Annotated in this window: 13 protein-coding genes; all 13 read left to right on the top strand. The window is 37.2% G+C overall.

Annotation, left to right across the window (positions count from 1 at the left end; genetic code table 11):
* The first annotated feature begins 10 nt into the window (after nucleotides 1-10).
* The 13 genes from ABN236_RS11335 (at nucleotide 11) to tssG (ending at nucleotide 16,429) form a co-directional block, all read left to right on the top strand.
* Nucleotides 11-2,131: a type VI secretion system Vgr family protein gene (locus ABN236_RS11335; protein ID WP_349474098.1), complete on the top strand. Its 2,121-nt coding sequence runs from the start codon at nucleotides 11-13 to the stop codon at nucleotides 2,129-2,131.
* A gap of 9 nt (nucleotides 2,132-2,140) precedes the next feature.
* The gene (locus ABN236_RS11340; protein ID WP_349474006.1) at nucleotides 2,141-3,145 is read left to right on the top strand and encodes a DUF2169 family type VI secretion system accessory protein; all 1,005 of its coding nucleotides are present in this window, start codon (nucleotides 2,141-2,143) and stop codon (nucleotides 3,143-3,145) included.
* Between the two features lie 14 nt (nucleotides 3,146-3,159).
* Nucleotides 3,160-7,686 carry a DUF6531 domain-containing protein gene (locus tag ABN236_RS11345; RefSeq protein WP_349474007.1) on the top strand — a complete coding sequence of 1,509 codons (4,527 nt, stop codon included), beginning with the start codon at nucleotides 3,160-3,162 and terminating at the stop codon, nucleotides 7,684-7,686.
* A gap of 4 nt (nucleotides 7,687-7,690) precedes the next feature.
* Complete coding sequence (locus tag ABN236_RS11350) at nucleotides 7,691-8,020, top strand: hypothetical protein (RefSeq protein ID WP_349474008.1); 330 nt, start codon at nucleotides 7,691-7,693, stop codon at nucleotides 8,018-8,020.
* 139 nt (nucleotides 8,021-8,159) lie between these two features.
* The gene (locus tag ABN236_RS11355; protein ID WP_194951032.1) at nucleotides 8,160-8,534 is read left to right on the top strand and encodes a hypothetical protein; all 375 of its coding nucleotides are present in this window, start codon (nucleotides 8,160-8,162) and stop codon (nucleotides 8,532-8,534) included.
* A gap of 206 nt (nucleotides 8,535-8,740) precedes the next feature.
* Entirely contained in the window at nucleotides 8,741-9,349 is a 609-nt protein-coding gene (locus ABN236_RS11360) for an aminopeptidase (RefSeq protein ID WP_349474009.1), read from the top strand.
* Nucleotides 9,350-9,362: 13 nt separating this feature from the next.
* On the top strand, nucleotides 9,363-9,851 hold the full coding sequence (locus ABN236_RS11365) for a hypothetical protein (RefSeq protein ID WP_349474010.1): 489 nt from the start codon (nucleotides 9,363-9,365) through the stop codon (nucleotides 9,849-9,851).
* Between the two features lie 107 nt (nucleotides 9,852-9,958).
* Entirely contained in the window at nucleotides 9,959-10,444 is a 486-nt protein-coding gene (locus ABN236_RS11370; RefSeq protein WP_349474011.1) for a hypothetical protein, read from the top strand.
* A gap of 746 nt (nucleotides 10,445-11,190) precedes the next feature.
* The gene (tssB, locus tag ABN236_RS11375) at nucleotides 11,191-11,688 is read left to right on the top strand and encodes a type VI secretion system contractile sheath small subunit (RefSeq protein WP_088494827.1); all 498 of its coding nucleotides are present in this window, start codon (nucleotides 11,191-11,193) and stop codon (nucleotides 11,686-11,688) included.
* Between the two features lie 20 nt (nucleotides 11,689-11,708).
* On the top strand, nucleotides 11,709-13,187 hold the full coding sequence (gene tssC, locus ABN236_RS11380; RefSeq protein WP_088494826.1) for a type VI secretion system contractile sheath large subunit: 1,479 nt from the start codon (nucleotides 11,709-11,711) through the stop codon (nucleotides 13,185-13,187).
* A 5-nt stretch (nucleotides 13,188-13,192) separates the two neighbouring features.
* On the top strand, nucleotides 13,193-13,630 hold the full coding sequence (gene tssE, locus ABN236_RS11385; protein WP_270754766.1) for a type VI secretion system baseplate subunit TssE: 438 nt from the start codon (nucleotides 13,193-13,195) through the stop codon (nucleotides 13,628-13,630).
* 1 nt (nucleotide 13,631) lies between these two features.
* A complete protein-coding gene (tssF, locus tag ABN236_RS11390) occupies nucleotides 13,632-15,416 on the top strand; it encodes a type VI secretion system baseplate subunit TssF (RefSeq protein ID WP_349474012.1) in 1,785 nt (594 codons plus the stop codon).
* A complete protein-coding gene (tssG, locus tag ABN236_RS11395; RefSeq protein WP_502929626.1) occupies nucleotides 15,380-16,429 on the top strand; it encodes a type VI secretion system baseplate subunit TssG in 1,050 nt (349 codons plus the stop codon). The genes tssF and tssG overlap by 37 nt, the downstream gene beginning before the upstream one ends.
* The last annotated feature ends 5 nt before the right edge of the window (nucleotides 16,430-16,434 follow it).

Here is a 16,434-nt window from a genome sequence, read left to right on the forward strand (position 1 = left end):
GGAGCGAATGATGTTTGCAAAAGATAAAAAAAATAATCTCACCTCTCAGCTGGGTGGATTAAAAAAGAAGGCGCTCGATAAAGCACAAGAGTTAGCGATTACTAAAGCAACATCGACACTTTCAGCCTCTACTCAGCAAGCGCTCGCCACAGCAAAAACGGCACAACAAGGGCTTTCGCAAGCCTCGTCAATGGCCTCTCAAGCCTCATCGCTTATTCCCGGTGGCGGTTTTACCGGTGGAATAAATAACGACGATGTACCGGGGCTGACCTTCTCTGAAGGATTGGCTAAAAATAAAGCCTATGCACAGCTGTTAGATTCGCTATTAGGTGCGGTATCACCTTCTGGTTTAGTTTTCACTTGCCAAATTGCTGGCTTGCCTGAAAGCACCTTTCAAGTCACTGAATTTAATCTAAACGAAGGATTATCACGTTTATTTTCACTGTCCATTAGCGCCGTCACCACTTTGCCTTTTATCGATTTTCAATCGCTATTGGGTGTGGCTTCATCGTTAACGGTTAAGCGTAATGGCAACGAAATCCGGACTGTACGCGGGATCTTAGCCGGTGCCGTACAAGGTAATACCGACGGTGTAAAAACGTGGTATCACTTTGATATTCGCCCTGAAATGTGGGTGATGACGCTGAATCAAGACAGCCGTATTTTCCAGCATAAAAAAGTGCCTGAGATTTTAAAAACGCTGTTAGAAGAAGCCCATATCAAAGCAGACAGCAAATTTTACCGTGATGATTTACACCAAAAACGCCCTTATACCACGCAAAAACGGGAATCTGCCTATGCGTTTTGGTGCCGTTTAGCCTTTGAAGAAGGGATTAACTTTTGGTTTGAAGAGAACCAACTGTTTTATAGCGATGAACATATGGGCATGACGGCAGGCATTCACCTTACCTATAACCCGCAAGCTGAAAGCGATATTACAGATAGCACAGCAACCACATGGCAATACGGCGAATATCTCTGTGTGGATGAAACCATTCAAAAAGACAATAACTTTATCCGCCCTTCTTACCCATTGGCGCATCAAGCCAAATTAGAAAAAGGCGGTCAACATAGTGTGTTCGAAAGCTATGGACGTTTTCAAGAAGATGCACAAGCTGCCCCTTTAACTGCCATTCGTTTTGAACAACTGCGCAACGGCAGTCGTGTTGGACGTGCCAGCACCAACTGTTTTGTCTTAATGCCGGGCAAGATTTTCTCGCTGAGCAATCACCCTAGTTTAATGATGAATGATAACTGGCAAGTTATTCAAGTTTCACATCATGGCGTGCAACCCTTGGCAGATAATAGCGGAGGCGAAGGAACACAGCTTTCTAATAGCGTCGAATTTATTCCTGGTACGCAAGAATGGCGACCGCCGCATCATTACAAACCGACGGCTGATGGTGATGAAGTTGCCACGGTGGTAGGCCCTCCCGGTGAAGAGATTTATGTCAATGAAGTGGGTGCCGTGAAAGTCTATTTTCATTGGGATCGCTATGGCAAGCCCGATCACAGTGCTTCGTGCTGGGTGCGTGTGGCAATGGGTTGGAATGGTAATGGCTATGGTTTTTCTGCCGTACCGCGTATCGGGCAAGAGGTGATTGTCTCTTATCTTAATGGCGATATTGATAGACCGATTATCACAGGGTGCACCTATAACGGTCGCAACGCACCCCCGCTGAAATTTCCTGAAAATATGACCCGCACGACAATCAAAACCAAAACTCATAAAGGCGATGGTTTTAACGAACTGCGCTTTGAAGATGCGGGTGGCAAGCAGGAGATTTTTATTCATGCACAGAAGGATATGAATACGGTAGTGCTCAACAATCGCACCACGCATGTACTCAATAGCCACGCTGAGATCATCGATAAAAATCAAGAGATGCAGGTAAAAGGTAATCGGACTGAAACCATCAATGAAAATAACACCGAAACCGTCGGTCAACATAAAAAAATCAGTGTGGGCAATACGTTAGCCATCAATGCAGGTGATGCCCTTGAGCTGCGTTGCGGTGCCAGCGTGTTAAGAATGGATAGTGCAGGCCATATCACTATTAATGGTACGGAATTTAGTTTTGAAGCTTCAGGTCCGGTGCAGATCACGGGCAAAGATGTCGATATCAACTAGGGGTTTGGGATGTTAGCTCACGTTATTAACCAGACTCCTTTTCCTCATTTTTCCTTTGAAAAACTGGGCTATAAAAATGAGCATTGGCAAACTATTGCGGTAAAAGTTACTTGTGATTTTGATCCTCTCACAGGTATATGTGACATTGCTGATGAGCAAAAACCGCTCATTATGGCAGATGTTTACCGCACAACACCTGAACATAGCAGTTTATTGCACGAAACAGATCTTGTGTCTTATAAGCCCAATGCTGAAATTTATCTTGTGGGTACCGCTCGAACATTAGATGAAACGCCTTTGCCTCAGTGGGAGACTGAGCTCTCAATCGGTCAAATACACAAGAAATTGACTGTCAGTGGCCCTCGTTATTGGGAACATCACCATGATTGGCAATTAAGCTCTCCACAGCCCATTTCTGCCTTACCGCTTATTTATGAAAATACTTATGGTGGCAAGAATGGTCTTCTAGAAGCTTATGAGAAAAACCCTGTTGGTTTAGGTTGGTATGAAAGTCGCTATCTTGATAAAGCACTTCAATACCCAGCGCCTCAAATTCACTATCCCTTTTCAAAGCAAGCATTTCACCTGAATAAACCGTGGGAGGTTGCAGGCTATGGGCAATATAGTCGTTGGTGGCAACAACGATCACAATTTGCGGGTACCTATAAAGACAAATGGCTCAATCACATAAAACCTTATTATCCTGATGATTTTAAGTCTGATTTCTTTATGAGTACGCCCGTTGACCAACATCAACAAGGCTTTTTTGTGGGCAATGAACGCCTCTCACTGAGTGGTTTCTTTGCACAAACGCCTCGTGTAGATCTTGCATTGCCTAATATTGGTTTTGTCGCCATTCCTCATTTGTCTCATTCAAAAACGCCCTATGAGTTATTAGTGCTAGACACAATATGTGTGTCGCTTGATGAACAAAAGCTATACCTCACATGGCGTTATCGCCAATTGATCTCGACGATGGAAAGCACACTGCAACTTCAAGCTTATAAGTTGTAATAAGGATATTACTCATGACAAAAAAAATCGTCGGGAATAAAAATGCCGATTACTGCGTTATCGCCACAGGTCCTGATGTTTGCCAAGTCGGTAATGTTGTTGTTCCTTTTGACAGTTTTCAGCAACTCAGTGCAGAAGAAACCTATGTTTCCACGGTACGCGTGAATGGTGTACCGACATTAACAGTGGGAAGTGTAATTAAAGGAACACAAGGAAATACGGGGTCTGGCATTATTTCTGGCACCAGTTTAGGACGTGGAAACTGCGTTATTACTAGTGGCTCGCCAACCGTGCGTTTTTGTGGACAATCGGCGGCTTTTCATGGCTCTGACGTCATGATGAACAACAATAATGTACCAGGTCGCCTCTATTCTGAAGAAAAAGCGCTACAAAAAGCCAATGAAGCTACCGAGATTTCTGCTGAAGCACCGCCTGAAAAAAAACGTCCAGAGGAGATGTCCTATCAAGAACTGAAGCGCTTGATGGATGATACATACCATGAAGCGGAATTAATTGGCGGAGAAAACTTACCAGATACCACCATAGGCGCAGGAAAAGGCTTTTTAAATGGTTTAATTAGTTTGGCTGAAACCGTTGCCAAAGCCAATGCCGTCAGTGCCTCCTATCAAATGGAATCGCAAGCCTATGGTCCAGCAACATGGTTTATGTCAGAAGAAGGAAAACAACAATACGCAGAGACAATGACGTCACTTGCTCATGAAATGCGCAAAGAGGAAAACTTACCCCAATTTGAACGGCTAAAATACGACAACCAAGCACAAGAATCAGGTGCCTTAATAGAAGAAGTGGGTGAATACGTTTTTCTCACCAAAGCGGCAGCTGGCTTACTACAAAATGGTATTAAAGCATTACCTCGACTCATTCGAAAAGATCCACCTCCGCCGAAAGAAGTCACGGTAATAACAAAACCGCAAGGCGAAAACAGTGCCAATATAAAACCCAATAAATCCTGCAACAATAAAGCGGTCTGTGAATCCGATCCTGTGAACGTTGCCACAGGTGATTTTATTCAAGTTTGGGATGTGCTCTCCCTTTCAGGGCTTTTACCCATTTCATTACAACGAACCTATCGTTCCACAGGCTCCGCCTCTGGATTATTTGGTCCCAAATGGACAGATAACTGGTCGATATTCTTAGAAATTCAATCAGAGAATATTATTTATCACAATGAGGAAGGGGCACAAATCACCTATCCTTATACGGATAATCACCTCAATATCCGTAATGCTTATTATCCCCATGTTCTGCTCTCTGGTGAGATAGAAGCTAACATTGGCTTATTCGATAATCGCACTCAGTTAACGCATCATTTCAACCATATCGATGGATCTTATCGACGTCTCTCTGCCATTACAGATAATAATCATCAACGCATTGATTTTATTTACAACGAACAACACCAATTAATCTCTGTATCGCGTAATGGTATTACTGCGCTTTATTTAGACTACCATTCTCATCAATTAAGCCATATCACCTTAGCGAATAAGGTTATCTCTCAGCCTTTGGTGACGTGTCAGTATGATAAACAAGGTTATTTAAGTGAATGTAATGCCTACCAGCAAAATCACTTATGGCATGAATACACGGCTGAAGGTTTTATGTCTCGTTGGCATGATACAGACCAAACGGATTATTACCTTGAATATGACAAATACGGCAGAGCGATAAAAAATAGCTCACCCTCCGGTTATTGGTGTGGTGGTTTTATTTATGATGATATTCATAAGATGACCACCTATTTCAACAATGAAGGTGAGCAAGCTTACTATTATTATAATGATGCCGGTCTCGTTACACATGCGATTGATGCATTAGGGCGTGAAACAAAAACACAGTGGCATAATAATCAAAAAATAAGTGAAACCAATGCATTAGGGCAAACGACTTCTTATCTCTATCATTATGATGGCAATATTGCGCAAATTACCTTTCCTGATGAGCGATCCATTGAGTATCAATATAATACTCAAGGTCAGTTGATAGAATATGTCTCCCCTTTTGGCGATAAATGGCAACTGACCTACGACGACAAAGGTAATTTAACCGCAGTTACCGATCCGCAAGGTCGCCAACAAGCCTATGAATACAGCCAACATGGCGAGTTACTCAAAGCTATTCAGCCGAATGGTGCGCAGTGGCACTATGAATATAACCCAGCTAATCAATTAATAAAAAGCACCAACCCTTATCAACATAGCTCGGAATACCAAAGTGATGAGTTAGGTCGCTTACTACAAGTGACTAATGCACTAAACCACACCACTCGCTATCAATACAGTAAAGAGCATGATGGTGTTAACGGCAGTCTCAGCGATATTTTATTGCCTGATGATATCCATCAACATATTGAATATGGCAGCGAACGCCGTGTTGTTGCTGTCACCGATGGCGAAGGTAAAACTACGCGCTATCGTTACGGCCCCTTTGATTTATTACTCGCCACCATACGCCCTGATGGGACAGAAATTCGCTTTGAATATGACTCACTTACTCGACTTAAAAACGTCATTAACGCCACTGGCGATGTCTATTCTTATGAGCGTGATAAAGCCAGTCAAATTATTCGTGAAGTGGATTTTGCAGGACGTGAAATTCAATATCGCTACGACCGCTTAGGGCGACGTATTGCGACTCGTTACCCTGATAATCATGAGCTCCGTTATCATTATGATGAGACAGGGTTAGTCACCGAACAAAGCATTTGGCTTGCCGATGAGATTGAGCATAAGTGCCTTTCTACAACCACTTATCAATACAATGAACGTTTGCAACTTATTCGTGCCACCAATCCTGATTCGGTGGTGGAATTTGAGTATAACGACCAAGGGCATTTATGTTGTGAACGGATAAACGGACAAGAGATTAAGCACCAATGGGATGAGGAGCACGATATTCTCACTCAAACCCGCTTTGGTGAGCGTGAACTTAATTATGCCTTTGGTCAACTTCATGAACTGACCTCACTGCAAGTCAATCAACATGCACCCTTGCAGTTTAGCTACAACGCACTGGGGCAAGAGTTTTTACGCCAAAGCCAAGCGGGCTTTGCCAACTCTAGCCATTACACCGCCACCGGATTATTGGCCCATCAACGTGCAGGAAGAGGTACAGAATCCTTTTTACAGTCATTACACGATAATCCACTTCAACCACCGATGTCGACTGATGTTCATCGAGGTTATCAATACGATAAAGCCTTTAATCTAGTCAATATCGATGATGCCCGCTGGAACCGCACACAATACCGCTATAATGCCAACGACCAAATTATTGAAACCCAATACAGCAACCAGTTTGAACGTCAAAGTGAAAAGTTTCAGTACGATAGCAATCTCAATATCACCGAGCATCAGTTTATTCCATCTGATGCACAAGGTGCCTTTTTGCAACTGGCACAACAGCAACAAAAAGGCCGTGTCACTCGCCGTATCACCGCCAAAGGTTATCAAGATTATCACTACGACATTAATGGTCGATTAACGCAAAAAGTGGTTCATCAACACGGTTTTCGAGCAAAAACGTGGTATTACCAATGGAATACGCTTAATCAACTTGTTGCCTGTTTTAACCCTGAAGGGGAATGCTGGCGTTACACTTACGATGCTTTTGGGCGACGCCTCAGTAAAAGTAAGGTGGTCGATAATCGTCCTATTTCACCGCCCAATTCACCCTTTAAAAATAAACGTGTTCAGCGTGTTGATTACCTATGGTCTGGCGACCAGATGGTGCAAGAAACCCCGATTTATGCGGATGGCACACCGGCTTATGACGCTCAAATTCAGTGGCTTTATCAACCCAATGAAATTACCCCAACAGCCCGTTATCAACGTGGAAAACTGCATTATGTCGTCACTGACCATCAAGGCACGCCACGCGAAATCTTTAGCGAAAAAGGCATTGTTAGTTGGGCAGGACGGTTAAATACCTGGGGACAAATGGCCTTTTGGCAATCGCATGATGATTATGCCGATAATGACCCTGAATATACCGAATGTCATTTTCGGTTTGCGGGACAATATGAAGATAAAGAAAGTGGCTTGTATTACAATCGCTTTCGCTACTATGATAAGGACACTGGGCAATATATTTCACCAGACCCCATAGGATTATTAGGAGGCTTTAATCCGTATGGGTATGTGTATTGTCCAACGGGGTGGGTTGATCCGTTTGGGTTGGCACCATGTCCCCTTCCAGTAATAAAAGGTACACAAGAAGGTTTCAAAAAACCACAACAAATTGATAGTATTAAGAAAGACATGCTAAATGGAAATTATGATTTTACATTAGATAAAGGCAGAATTTCTGTAATCATTGATCATAAAGGAGTTTATCATGTATCAGATGGACATCATAGAATGGCGGCTGCTCAAGAACTATATAAAGAAACAGGAAATGATTTTTATATTAGAGAATTATTAAAATATACTAAGATAGATAGAGATTATATAGTCGCATCTTCCCGTCCAATGCCATCAAGAAATTGGTGGGGAGCATTAAGAAATAAATGGGGAATTTAATTTAATGGACAAGACAAGTATATATATTGACATGCTTAACAAAGTATTATCCTATATCAGAAACATTCAAACCCTATCTGCTTTAAGAAAAGCATTAGACAAGACTTGCTATCAAGAAGCAGAATTATTGCATGATATTGTCAAATCACTATCCTATCCACAAATGACTGAACATGATGTATATTTTCTTAATAATCAAGCTCGTTACTATCTAGAAAATGCTAGCTCACAATATTTCAACAACTATAATTCCCATAAAAAAAACATTAAATTATTATTTAAATTAGTTCCAGAAAATTTAAAAGATAAGCTTGAGTGGAATGGGCCTGAATGATTCAACTATAAACGAATATATTCATGCATTAAATTATTATTTTATATATGATGAGTTCTTTACTTAAATTAAGTACTGAAAACTGTTGGTCATAATATTTTCACCTCCCGTATATCTTATTAAAAACATTGTTGGCATTATGAATATAGAAAAAATAAGCTCTATTTTAAAAGAAAATGATTGGTGTGATATGGAAATATGTGGCTTCCATAAAAATGATCTAATCGTTAAAGGATGTTTGGATATAACAGACCAAAATTATTTTATTGAATTGAAATTTGGAAATGCAAGCTATATTGATGCACCGCTATCATGGACGATAGATACAACAAATGGGAAATTTATAAAAGTTACTGATAGAATACATTTTATAGAACACTTGCCAAACTACCAAAAATATTTTCATCTAGGTGGAAAATATTCATTTTCATTTTTAGCAGAGTTCTTTTCTTCAAAAGAATGGGTACATATAATTGCAGACTCTATTGAATATAAAATAATTGTTCAGGGATAAAATTTTATATAAATTAAAGAAATTTAATAAAGAAAATAATAAAAATACACAACTAGAATTTTTACATGAACAATGTTATTTTATAATAAAAAACCATTATAATACTTGATTTTTATAAAAGCTAGGTGAACTTAATAAGCATAATCTATCAGACTACTATCTAGTTATAATACAACCTGTTATTAATTAGTCACCACTGGATTAATATGGAAAATAGAATTTATAAGATCAAAGAAAAATGTGACGAAATTCTTTCATTTAATATGTGGTTTAATTTAAATGACTCTTTTTTTTGGCCGATTATTGAATTAATCGATATTGATAGCGATTTTCTTATAAATTTATATAGTACGGTTGAAGATAAATACCTTGAAATTTTATATCACGATACTATTATCATCCCTATTATAGAATCCACTCAAAGTGAAAATTTTGTTAATCATATTAAAAAACTCAAAAATAAACTTACCTTAATTGATGATCTTTTCATTTATGATATAGAGTCAGCATTATTTATTAATTACGATAAATCAAAAGATCCTCTAAGTGTTGATAAATTTAATAAAATTTATATGAAATTAAAAAATATCATTGTACAATCCTCTAATGAGGTTTTTAGTGAAAAACAGATTATAGAAACATTAGAATCTATCATAAGTTTTTCAGAAAATAACCCTCATGAGTATTTTAATTACATTCATGCTTACTGGTTAAGCCAATATTTTAATAATGCTTGTAGAATTATCAATCATCCTAAAAAAATAGAATTTTATAAAAAACACTTATCAGAAATTTTCCCAAATGGTTATTTTTAATACGCTATAAATTATGAAAAACCCAACTAACTCACTCCAAAACAAATGGATAAATAATCAGCTAATCGGACTGGATCTTGTTTGTGATCAGTCTGGATTGATAAGATTTATCGATATTGATTTTATTGATAATTCTCAATTAATACATTCCTATCAAAAGGAATATTTCCTTTCATATAAAGGTGAAACAACTGTCGATAACTTGCTTCAAAGTGATGATGATCTTTGGTCTGAAATTCAGATAAATAACAAAATATTGATTGATGATAAATACATTTTATTATGTGGAGAAGGTGAAATGGGTAGTGATGGCTTTATTGTAAAAACAGACATAAATAATAATATATTGTGGTTTTTATATTCAACAACTTCAAACCCATTTGTTAGTATAAAGCGAAAAGAGAATATAGTTTACTTTCAGTCAACTTCTAATTTTCACATTATATTAGACTTAATTAATAATGATATTTTTATCATTAATCAAAATATTACCACTAAATAGAAATATTTTACTCACTACTACTTTTTAAGATACTCCTCATAGCAACTTTATTCTCAGTTGATTAAATTATACTAAGACTATTAGCAATAAATACCTTATTATCCCCTATGATTAAATACGAAAAAAACAATACAATTATCATAAATAACGATATCTACTTAACTCCTATCTGTACTCTGAAAGATATCATAACTCCCCTTTATCCTTGGGAAAAATGGATAACCAACTCCCAAGGCAAAACTGTTGCTTATCGGCTAGTTTTAGGTAAAGCGAAAAACCGATATGGTCGGTTATTTTTAGTCACTCATTTTACATCACCCGCAAATGAAAACGCCTTGCTCAGTTCATGGTACTTGGCACCCGAAAAATTAATGGATGGAATACAAAATAGCCCTAAAGGAAAAATAACCCACAATCTAAAACAATGGTTTCACCAAGAAACCGGAATCAAACTCCCGATTGCAAGTCAACAAATGCATATTAGTGTCTCTTACGATCCGTGGAATAGTTCGGGCTCTATCGTCTGCCATTATCGTTCAAGCTTCAATAATGATATCGAATGGAAAATATTCCATAAACAAAATAAAGGATAATGGTAGCGAGTAAATTACCTTTATTTAAGTTAAATATCATATTGTCTATAAATCAGAGATAAGTAATATATCATTTAAAATCTTACCAATCATATTCGAAATGACTTAAGAATTCCTTCTTGTTTTTATCAAATAATTTCACTTAATATTATTCCCTTATATCAAATTTAACTTTCAATCATAATAATAACGACAGGTTACATTATTTTCACTTATATCACAGTTCTATTTTTCATCAAAACAAACATTAAATATAAAAAAATAAAATAAATAGCCGACCAGAAATTAAAGTGAAATTAACGTTAAATATCTTGCACTTATAGAATCTTGGAATAAATAATTCATAGTGAAATTTCTATTTTCCATATTTGCAATTTAAATTAAATATAAATTAATTTATCCCTATCGAGTTGCATAATATGAGTAAAATAGATGAAAAAACTTACTTATAAAGTTAAATCATTATATTTAAATTAAATACGACACTAATTAAATGTAATGAAAAGTAAAAAACATCAAATATTTCTTATTGACTCAAGGACGGTTTTATATAAAACTAAATGCATATATTAGAAAAAATTACTTATTATTTTATTTTTAGTTATTATTTTATTTCTACCAGGAAAATTAAACTCATATAAGGTAATTACATTATTGCCTAGGATAGGTATTTCTTAATTTAAATTATTCATCAATACGCTGAGTATTTAATTAAGAACTTAAGCTAAATAAGGAGCTTAGTTTAAATGAGTAAAAATACTCTTGGTAGTGTTGCGCCCAAAGAACGTATTAATATTAAATACATCCCTAATGATGGTGGTGTTCAATCTGAAGTCGAATTACCTTTAAATATGCTTATTGTGGGCGATATGAAAGGGAAGACGGAAGAAACCCCCATTGAAGATCGTAAAACCATTTCGATAAACCAGAACAACTTTAATTCTGTTATGGAAAGCGCCGGTATTAATCTAAATATTGCGGTTCCAAATGCATTAGATGAAAAAAGTGAGTCTGATCTTAACGTCAATTTAGAGATTAAATCACTACAAGATTTTTCTCCTGATAATATTGCACGCCAAGTTCCTGAGCTAAAAAAACTATTAGAACTAAGAGAAGCGCTCGTTGCGCTAAAAGGTCCTCTTGGCAATATTCCTGCTTTTAGAAAACGTCTGCAAGAGCTTCTGGAAAATGAAGCTACACGCGAACAGTTACTCAAAGAGCTCGATATTGCTAGCCAAAAATAATATTTACAGAGGATTATTCTATGTCTTTAGTTAATGAAGCCCAACAAGAGCAGGTAATAACATCTGGTGGCTCTTTGCTTGATGAAATTATGGCGCAATCTAGAATGTCGCCAGAAACCGAAGCTTATGATATTGCCAAACAAGGTGTTGCTGCCTTTATTAGTAATATTTTTGCTAACCCATCAGAAGAAGAGCCGATCAATAAACTGCTAATTGATAAAATGCTTGTTGAGCTAGACACTCAACTAAGTGCTCAAGTCGATCAAATTTTACATGCGCCAAAATTTCAAGAAATTGAGTCTTCATGGCGTTCATTAAAATTACTTGTTGATCGTACTGACTTTCGTGAAAACATCAAAATCAATATTTTGCATGCGACAAAAGAAGAGCTATTAGAAGATTTTGAGTTTTCACCTGAGATTGTACAATCCGGCTTTTATCAGCACGTTTACTCTTCAGGCTATGGTCAATTCGGTGGTGAACCTGTCGCGACTGTGATTGGTAACTATGCCTTTAATAACACCACGCCTGATCTGAAGTTGATGCAGTATGTCAGTGCTGTGGGCGCAATGGCTCATGCGCCATTTATTTCATCTGTTTCACCTAATTTCTTAGGCATTAATAGCTATGCTGAATTACCAGCTATTAAAGATTTGAAATCAGTATTTGAAGGCCCGGCTCACACTAAATGGCGTTCATTGCGCGAATCTGAAGATGCACGTTATCTAGGTTTAACAGCACCTCGTTTCTTAGTGCGCTTACCTTATTCACCTACTGAGAATCCAATTAAGTTATTTAATTACTCTGAAGATGTGAAGCAAGATCATGAGCATTACTTATGGGGTAATACTGCTTTCTTATTAGCAAGTTGTATTAATGACAGCTTTGCAAAATATCGCTGGTGTCCAAATATTATTGGTCCTCAAAGTGGCGGAACCGTAGGTGATTTACCTGTTCATAACTTTGAAGCGATGGGTGAATTACAAACTAAGATCCCAACAGAAGTTTTAGTCACTGACAGACGTGAATTTGAATTAGCAGAAGAAGGTTTTATCACCTTAACAATGCGTAAAGGTAGTGATAATGCGGCATTCTTCTCTGCAAACTCAGTACAAAAACCCAAAAACTACCCTAATACGCGCGAAGGGAAATTAGCAGAAACTAACTATAAGTTAGGGACTCAACTTCCTTACATGTTTATTATCAATCGCTTAGCTCACTATATTAAAGTCCTACAGCGCGAACAAATTGGCTCATGGAAAGAGCGCCAAGATCTTGAGCGTGAGCTTAATATCTGGCTAAAACAATATATTGCGGATCAGGAAAATCCACCAGCAGACGTTCGTAGTAGACGCCCTCTTCGCTCAGCTCAAATCCAAGTTCTTGATGTTGATGGTGATCCAGGTTGGTATCAAGTGGCTATTCAAGTTCGCCCTCATTTTAAATATATGGGTGCAAACTTTGAATTATCACTTGTTGGTCGCTTAGATAAGGAATAAGTGCAATGACAGCTCTATATAATTTGGAAGATAACCCCGCTTCCAGTTTATTTGAGCGCATACAAGGGAAGAGCGTAGGCTCTTCCCAACGCGCGAAAATCCAAGCGTTACTCATGTCAATTAAGCAAAATTTAAATCAGGTTTTAAATAGCAGACCTCTAGGTTGCCAAAGTACTCCTGCTTTAGGCGTTCCTGATTTAAACGATGCGACATTAACAGGAGTCGATTTCAAGGTTCATTTATCCAATATTATTGCGGATTGCATTACGACTTATGAGCCAAGAATAAGCAATGTCACTGTTCATTTTATAGAAAATGAAGCAGAGCCACTGTCACTGCAATTTAATATTACAGCTTTTATCTTATTAGAAAATCAAAAGCAGTTTATTGAATTTAACGTGCAATTAGACAGCAACCGTAGATATCAACTGACGCAATTTTAATATGTCTTCAAATCACTATTTTAATAATGAATTAAGTTATCTCGATAAACTTGAACAGTATGTTGCAACTGAAAAACCGCAGCTTATTAATCAAATATCTGAAAGAGTGCGTGATCCTGATGCTGCGCGGCTTTTAGATGGTATTGCTTATTTATCAGGTAATTTACGAGAACAAATAGACAGACAATTTCCTGAACTGACAAACAGTTTAGTCAATATGCTATGGCCTGCTTACGCACGTCCATTTCCTAGTATGACAGCAATGGAATATCGTACTGAAGCCACTCAAAAATGTGCAATAAAAATAGCAAAGGGGCAACCTTTTGTTAGCCGCCCACTCTATATTCAAAATGAATTAGCCGAAAATGATGAAGATAATTGGCATAAATGCCAATTTACGCAGTGTCGTGATTTATGGGTACTTCCAATACAAATAGCACAAGTGACTCAAAATCAAGACACGTTAGATATTCATTTTTCTCTAAACCAATTACAGTCGCTATCCACAGTTGGCTTAGAGAAACTGTGTATTTATCTTAATGGTCTTTCTTATACAACGACTCAGTTATTTTATTTATTAAATAACAAAGTTAAAAAAGCAAAAATAACAACGGCTCAGCGTCAATTTTCCTTAGAGCATTTTGCGGTTGAACCTATTGGTTTTCATGCAGAAGACTCTCTTTTGCCTTATCCTAAAAACAGTTATGAAGGATATCGCTTATTACAGGAATATTTCTGTTTTCCTGAAGCTTTTATGTCTTTATCCATTAAAGGATTAGATAATATTCCTCCTGCACTGGTTTCTGATACTTTTACATTATCAATTCAATTTGACAGTGATATTCCAGAAGCCATGCTGATCACGGAAGATTGCATAAAGATAAATTGCGTACCTGCTGTTAATTTATTTGGATCAGAAAGTGAAGCGATAAATTTAACGGGAAAAGAAACAGAATATATTTTAAATAAAAGCCATAAAAAACAAGATTGTTATGATATTTTTTCAATAAATACGATCCAAGGTTTGCGCTATATTCCAAATCAGCGTTCTTATATTACACGATACACAGCTTTTGAGAGTTTTCATCATCAAAATAATCAAGATAATCCCGAAAGAACGGGTTATTACCGTTTAAAAATAGCACATCATAAATCAAATTATGGTTATCAACACACCTTGTCATTTGTGCGAAACAATGAAGCTGATTTACTAAATTGTGAAGAAAGCATTTCAGTATCTATGAACTGTACTAATCGTACATTAGCTTCTTCATTGTCTTCTCATTCGATAAAGCTTGATGAGAACAACGTTATTTCAGGGGTGTTATCTGCCAGTAATATTATTAAGCCAACAAAAGCACTTTATCCTTTATTAGGAAATACGTTGTATTGGTCAGAACTCACTAATTTATCTATTAATTATCAATCTCTATTGAGCTTAACCGCACTCAAACAAATATTACAGCTATATGATTTTAAAGCGACGTTTCATCAGCAATCAGCTCGTCAATCTCAAAAATGCCTCGATGCAATCACAAATTTAAAAACAGAGTCTATCGAGTATTTATATAAAGGCTTACCAGTAAGAGGTGTGAAAACAACATTATCGATACATCAAAATGCCTTTATTTCAGAAGGAGCTATGTATCTATTTTGTTCTGTATTAGCACAATTTTTCACTCTTTATACCAGCGTTAATATGTTTCACGAATTGGAAGTTATTAATTTAGATAATAAGGAAATTTATCTTTGGCCAGCGAAAATAAACCAGCAAATACTCAAATAACAGAGATTGAGAAAATACAAAGCTGGCTAAATAAAAAAGCGGGCAAATCTGTTACTGAATACAGCTTCTATCAATTAGTTGAGTTGCTTAATAAACTGCATTCTCAAAAAACAGCATTGAATAATGAAAGCGTTATTCAGTTTAGAACAAGCGCTAATACCGCGTTTCCAACTCGTGATGTCGTTTCATTACGCCAAGATGAACAAGGTCAATTTGACCTTGAAGTCTCTTTTTTGGGTTTACATGGTAGCCAATCGCCATTGCCGGGTTATTACCTTGATCATTTCGCGTGGGAAGAAGCTCAACAAGCCAATCAATTAACGGATTATCTTAATTTATTTAATCACCGCTTAGTGACTTTACTCCATCGTATATGGCGTAAATATCGCTATTACATCTGTTTCGAAGATGGTGGCCACGACGCATTTTCTCGTCATATGTTCTCTTTGGTAGGGCTAGGAAGTGAAGCCAATCGTGGCATGATGAACATCAACCACAGCAAAATGCTGGCTTATGCTGGATTGCTTGCCAGTCCAAGTCGCTCTCCCGATGTTATTTGTAGCTTAATTTCTCACTGTTTTGATTTAGAAAAAGTTGAATTGATCGGATGGGAAATACGCAAAGTACCTATCCCTGAAGATCAACAAAACCGTTTAGGGATTATTGCTCGTCATTCAGGACAGAAATCACGCCCCAAAATGGTTTTAGGTGAGAATTTTAACATTGGCTCTCATATCTATGATTGTAATGGTAAATGCACGATTGAAATCAGTGAATTACCGCTCGATCGCTATATGTCTTTTCTTCCCAATGGCAAAGACTTTTTGTCACTTATTACTTTTGTTTCTTACATCATGCATGAACAACTTGCATGGGATTTACGCCTACGTATCGCCGATAAACAGGCATATGGGATCTGCTTAGGTAAAGAACAACACAATCAATTAGGTTGGCAAAGTTTTCTCGGAAAACCAGAAGCCAATCCTAGTGTGACAATGACTATTTTGGAATAATATTT

Origin of the sequence: Proteus sp. fly-1013 (genome assembly GCF_040140245.1) — a bacterium.
GTDB classification, from domain to species: Bacteria; Pseudomonadota; Gammaproteobacteria; order Enterobacterales; family Enterobacteriaceae; genus Proteus; species Proteus mirabilis_B.